Below are 3,953 nucleotides of genomic sequence, written 5' to 3'. Positions count from 1 at the left end.
GCATGGGCCCGATGTCGGCGCCGGCGCACCGCCAAGACAGCCGGCGCCTCAATCAAACGACGCCGCAAAGCCGGCTCAAGCGGTCAGGGGAGAGGACGTGCCGCCGCAAGGCGACACCCCATCGCTCCTCTCGGCGCTGCGGCTGGAACAGGCTTCGGCACGCAAGATCGACCCTTCGGCCTACACGCCCATCCGCGATGCGGCGGCGCTCAAGGCCTGGGTAGCCGAAGCCCGCGACGCCGGCATCCTCGCTTTCGACGCCGAGACCACGTCTTCCGACCCGATGCAGGCCGATCTCATCGGCCTGTCCATGGCGATCGCGCCGGGCCGCGCCGTCTACCTGCCGCTCGCCCACAGAAACGGCAATGGCGACTTGCTTGGCGGCGGCCTGCTGGAGAACCAGATCCCGGTCCGCGAGGCGCTGGCGCTGCTCAAGCCGCTGCTCGAGGACCGGTCGGTCCTCAAGATCGTGCAGGACATGAAATACGACATCGTCGTGATGAGCCGGCATGGCATCGAGGTCGCCCCGTTCGACGACACGATGCTGATCTCCTACGTGCTCGACGCCGGCACGTCCGGCGGTCACGACCTCGCTTCACTGTCGGAGAAATGGCTGGGCCACGCGCCGGCGACGAAAAAGGAGCTTGCCGGCTCGGGCAAGAACGCCATCGGCTTCGACCAGGTCGATATCGAGCGTGCGACCGCCTATGCCGGCGAGCAGGCCGACCTGGCGCTGCGGCTTTGGCAGGTGCTCAAGCCGAGGCTGCCGGCCAAGGGCCTCGTTTCCGTCTACGAGCGGCTGGAACGGCCGCTGGTGCCGGTGCTGGCCCGGATGGAACAGCGCGGCATCTCCGTCGACCGCCAGATCCTGTCGAGGCTGTCGGGCGAGCTGGCGCAAGGCGCCGCCCGCGTCGAGGAAGAGATCTACGGGATCGTCGGCGAGCGCATCAACATCGGCTCGCCGAAGCAGCTCGGCGACATCCTGTTCGGCAAGATGGGCCTGCCGGGCGGCTCCAAGACCAAGACCGGCCAGTGGTCGACCTCGGCGCAGCTGCTTGAGGATCTTGCCGCCGAAGGCCACGAGCTGCCACGCAAGATCGTCGACTGGCGCCAGCTCACCAAGCTGAAATCGACCTATACCGACGCGCTGCCCGGTTTCATCAATCCCGGCACCAACCGCGTCCACACCTCCTACGCGCTGGCCGCGACGACGACCGGGCGGCTATCGTCGTCCGATCCCAATCTGCAGAACATCCCGGTGCGCACGGCCGAAGGCCGCAAGATCAGGACCGCCTTCATCGCGGAGAAGGGCCACAAGCTGGTCTCGGCCGATTACAGTCAGATCGAATTGCGCGTGCTTGCCCATGTCGCCGAAATCCCGCAGCTCAAGCAGGCTTTCGCCGACGGCGCAGACATCCACGCCATCACCGCGTCGGAGATGTTCAACGTGCCGGTCGAGGGCATGCCCTCGGAAGTGCGCCGGCGCGCCAAGGCGATCAATTTCGGCATCATCTACGGCATCTCGGCCTTCGGCCTCGCCAACCAGCTGTCGATCCCGCGCGAAGAGGCCGGCGCCTATATCAAGCGCTATTTCGAGCGCTTCCCGGGCATCCGCGACTATATCGAGGAAACCAAGGCCTATGCGCGGGAGAACGGCTTCGTCGAGACGATCTTCGGCCGCCGCATCCATTATCCGGAGATACGATCCTCCAACCCGTCGGTCCGCGCCTTCAATGAGCGCGCCTCGATCAACGCCCGGCTCCAGGGCACAGCGGCCGACATCATCCGCCGCGCCATGGTGCATATGGAGGAGGCTCTGGAGAAGGCGAGGCTGTCGGCCCGCATGCTGTTGCAGGTGCATGACGAGCTGATCTTCGAGACGGTGGAAGCGGAGGTCGAAGCGACGATACCCGTGGTGCGCAAGGTGATGGAGAACGCGCCGATGCCGGCGGTCTCGATGTCCGTGCCGCTGCATGTCGACGCCCGGGCGGCGGATAACTGGGACGAGGCGCACTGAGCGCCACACCTTCGTTCGTCATCCACGGGCGGAGCAAGGAGCGAAGCGACGCAGCGTAGACCCGAGGATCCATGCCGTGACGCAGCCCGTAAAACGCAGCGGTTGCGGATAGCCTCGCAAGGCATGCCGCTCTTGGATCCAGATTCTGCGCCGTGGCGGCGCGTGTATGTCACGGAATGGATACTAGGGTCTGCGCGCGTCGCTTCGCTCCTTGCTTCGCCCTAGTATGACGAAGTGAAGGCTTACGCCGCTTCAGCCCTGCACTTGGCGCACACCCCCCGAAACTCGATCACCGCCTTCTTGGCCGCGAATCCCGTCGAACGCACCCATTCGTCCAGTCGGTGGTCGACGTCGTGGTCGGACATCTCGGTCACCTGGCCGCAATTGTCGCAGATGGCGAAGGCGGTCATCGAATGGCTGTGGTCGTGCGGCTCGGCGCAGGCGACGAAGGAGTTGAGGCTTTCCAGCCTATGCACGAAGCCGGATTTCACCAGCGTGTCGAGTGCGCGATAGACCTGCAGCGGCGCGCGGAAACCGCGCTCGCGCAACTGGTCCAGCAGCGTATAGGCGCTGAGCGGCCCGCTGGACGCCTCGAGCTTCTCGAGCACGCAGAGCTGGTTCTTGGTCAGCGCATCTCTTGCCGTCATCTTATTCGCCCAATCGACGCCCGCATCAAAATCTCGATGCGAACGACTTCAATTCCCTTGAAATAGCGACGAACGATTGATTTTGCCACTGTTTCCGCAGCGCGTCCCTTCCGAGGCGCGCGGACGGAGATGGTTCGCCGGCTTACTTGCGCGGCGGCCCCTTGCGCTCGGCCGAAGCCGCCCACAGGTTGATGTCGGACTCGCGCGCGTACGTGTCGATCTCGGCGAGCTCGGCATCGGAGAACTCGAGCGCCTTGAGCGCGCCGACGCAATCCTCGACCTGTTCCGGCCGGCTGGCGCCGATCAGCGCCGTCGTCACCCGGCCCTTGCGCAGCACCCAGGCCAGCGCCATCTGCGCCAGCGTCTGGCCGCGGCGGGCGGCGATGGCGTTGAGCGCCTTGATGTTGGCGATCGACTTGTCGTTGATGAAGGCCGGCTTGAGCGATTTGCCTTGGCTGGCGCGGCTGCCCTCGGGAATGCCGCCGAGATATTTGTCGGTCAGCATGCCTTGCGCCAGCGGCGAGAACACGATCGAGCCGATGCCGAGCCCCTCCAGCGTGTCGAGCAGCCCGTCTTCCTCGACCCAGCGGTTGAGCATCGAATAGCTCGGCTGGTGGATCAGGCACGGCGTGCCGAGCTGCCGCAATATATCGGCCGCCTCGCGCGTGCGCTGCGAATTGTAGGACGAGATGCCGGCATAGAGCGCCTTGCCCGAGCGCACCGCATGGTCGAGCGCGCCCATGGTCTCTTCCAGCGGCGTCTCCGGATCGAAGCGGTGCGAATAGAAGATGTCGACATAGTCGAGCCCCATGCGCTTGAGGCTCTGGTCGAGGCTGGCCAGCACATATTTGCGGCTGCCCCATTCGCCGTAGGGGCCGGCCCACATCTCGTAGCCGGCCTTGGTCGAGATGATCAGCTCGTCGCGGTAAGGGGCGAAATCGGTGCGCAGGATCTCGCCGAACGCGGTTTCCGCCGAACCGGGCGGCGGGCCGTAATTGTTGGCGAGGTCGAAATGCGTGATCCCGAGGTCGAATGCCTTGCGCACGAGCGCCTGCTTGGTCTTGTGCGGCGTGTCGTTGCCGAAATTGTGCCACAGCCCGAGCGAGATCGCCGGCAGCTTCAGGCCGGACCGCCCGCAGCGGTTATAGACCATTGCCTCGTAGCGGTTCTCGGCGGCGACATAGGGCATGGGGGAATCCTCGGGATATAAGCGGCGCAGAGATCGCCACCGGATAAATTGAATCGATGCTTGCCCCTAATCATTACCCTCTCCCCGTCGAAACGGGGAG

3 protein-coding genes are annotated in these 3,953 nt (G+C 65.1%); 1 reads left to right on the top strand and 2 read right to left on the bottom strand.

The genetic code is table 11. The features are described 5' to 3' along the window. Nucleotides 1-2,017 (top strand): DNA polymerase I (gene polA, locus EOD07_RS25625; protein WP_127237405.1); only part of this gene is annotated, 2,017 nt, incomplete at its 5' end. 242 nt (nt 2,018-2,259) lie between these two features. On the opposite strand, the gene EOD07_RS25620 is transcribed toward polA, so the two are convergent. Continuing rightward, nucleotides 2,260-2,664 carry a Fur family transcriptional regulator gene (locus tag EOD07_RS25620; protein WP_041003614.1) on the bottom strand — a complete coding sequence of 135 codons (405 nt, stop codon included), beginning with the start codon at nt 2,662-2,664 and terminating at the stop codon, nt 2,260-2,262. Between the two features lie 142 nt (nt 2,665-2,806). Then, nucleotides 2,807-3,853, bottom strand: a complete 1,047-nt coding sequence (mgrA, locus tag EOD07_RS25615; RefSeq protein WP_041006567.1) for an L-glyceraldehyde 3-phosphate reductase — start codon at nt 3,851-3,853, stop codon at nt 2,807-2,809. Nucleotides 3,854-3,953: the final 100 nt, after the last annotated feature.

Source organism: Mesorhizobium sp. M2C.T.Ca.TU.002.02.1.1 (assembly GCF_003997225.1).
This window is presented reverse-complemented; position numbering and strand designations above follow the sequence as displayed.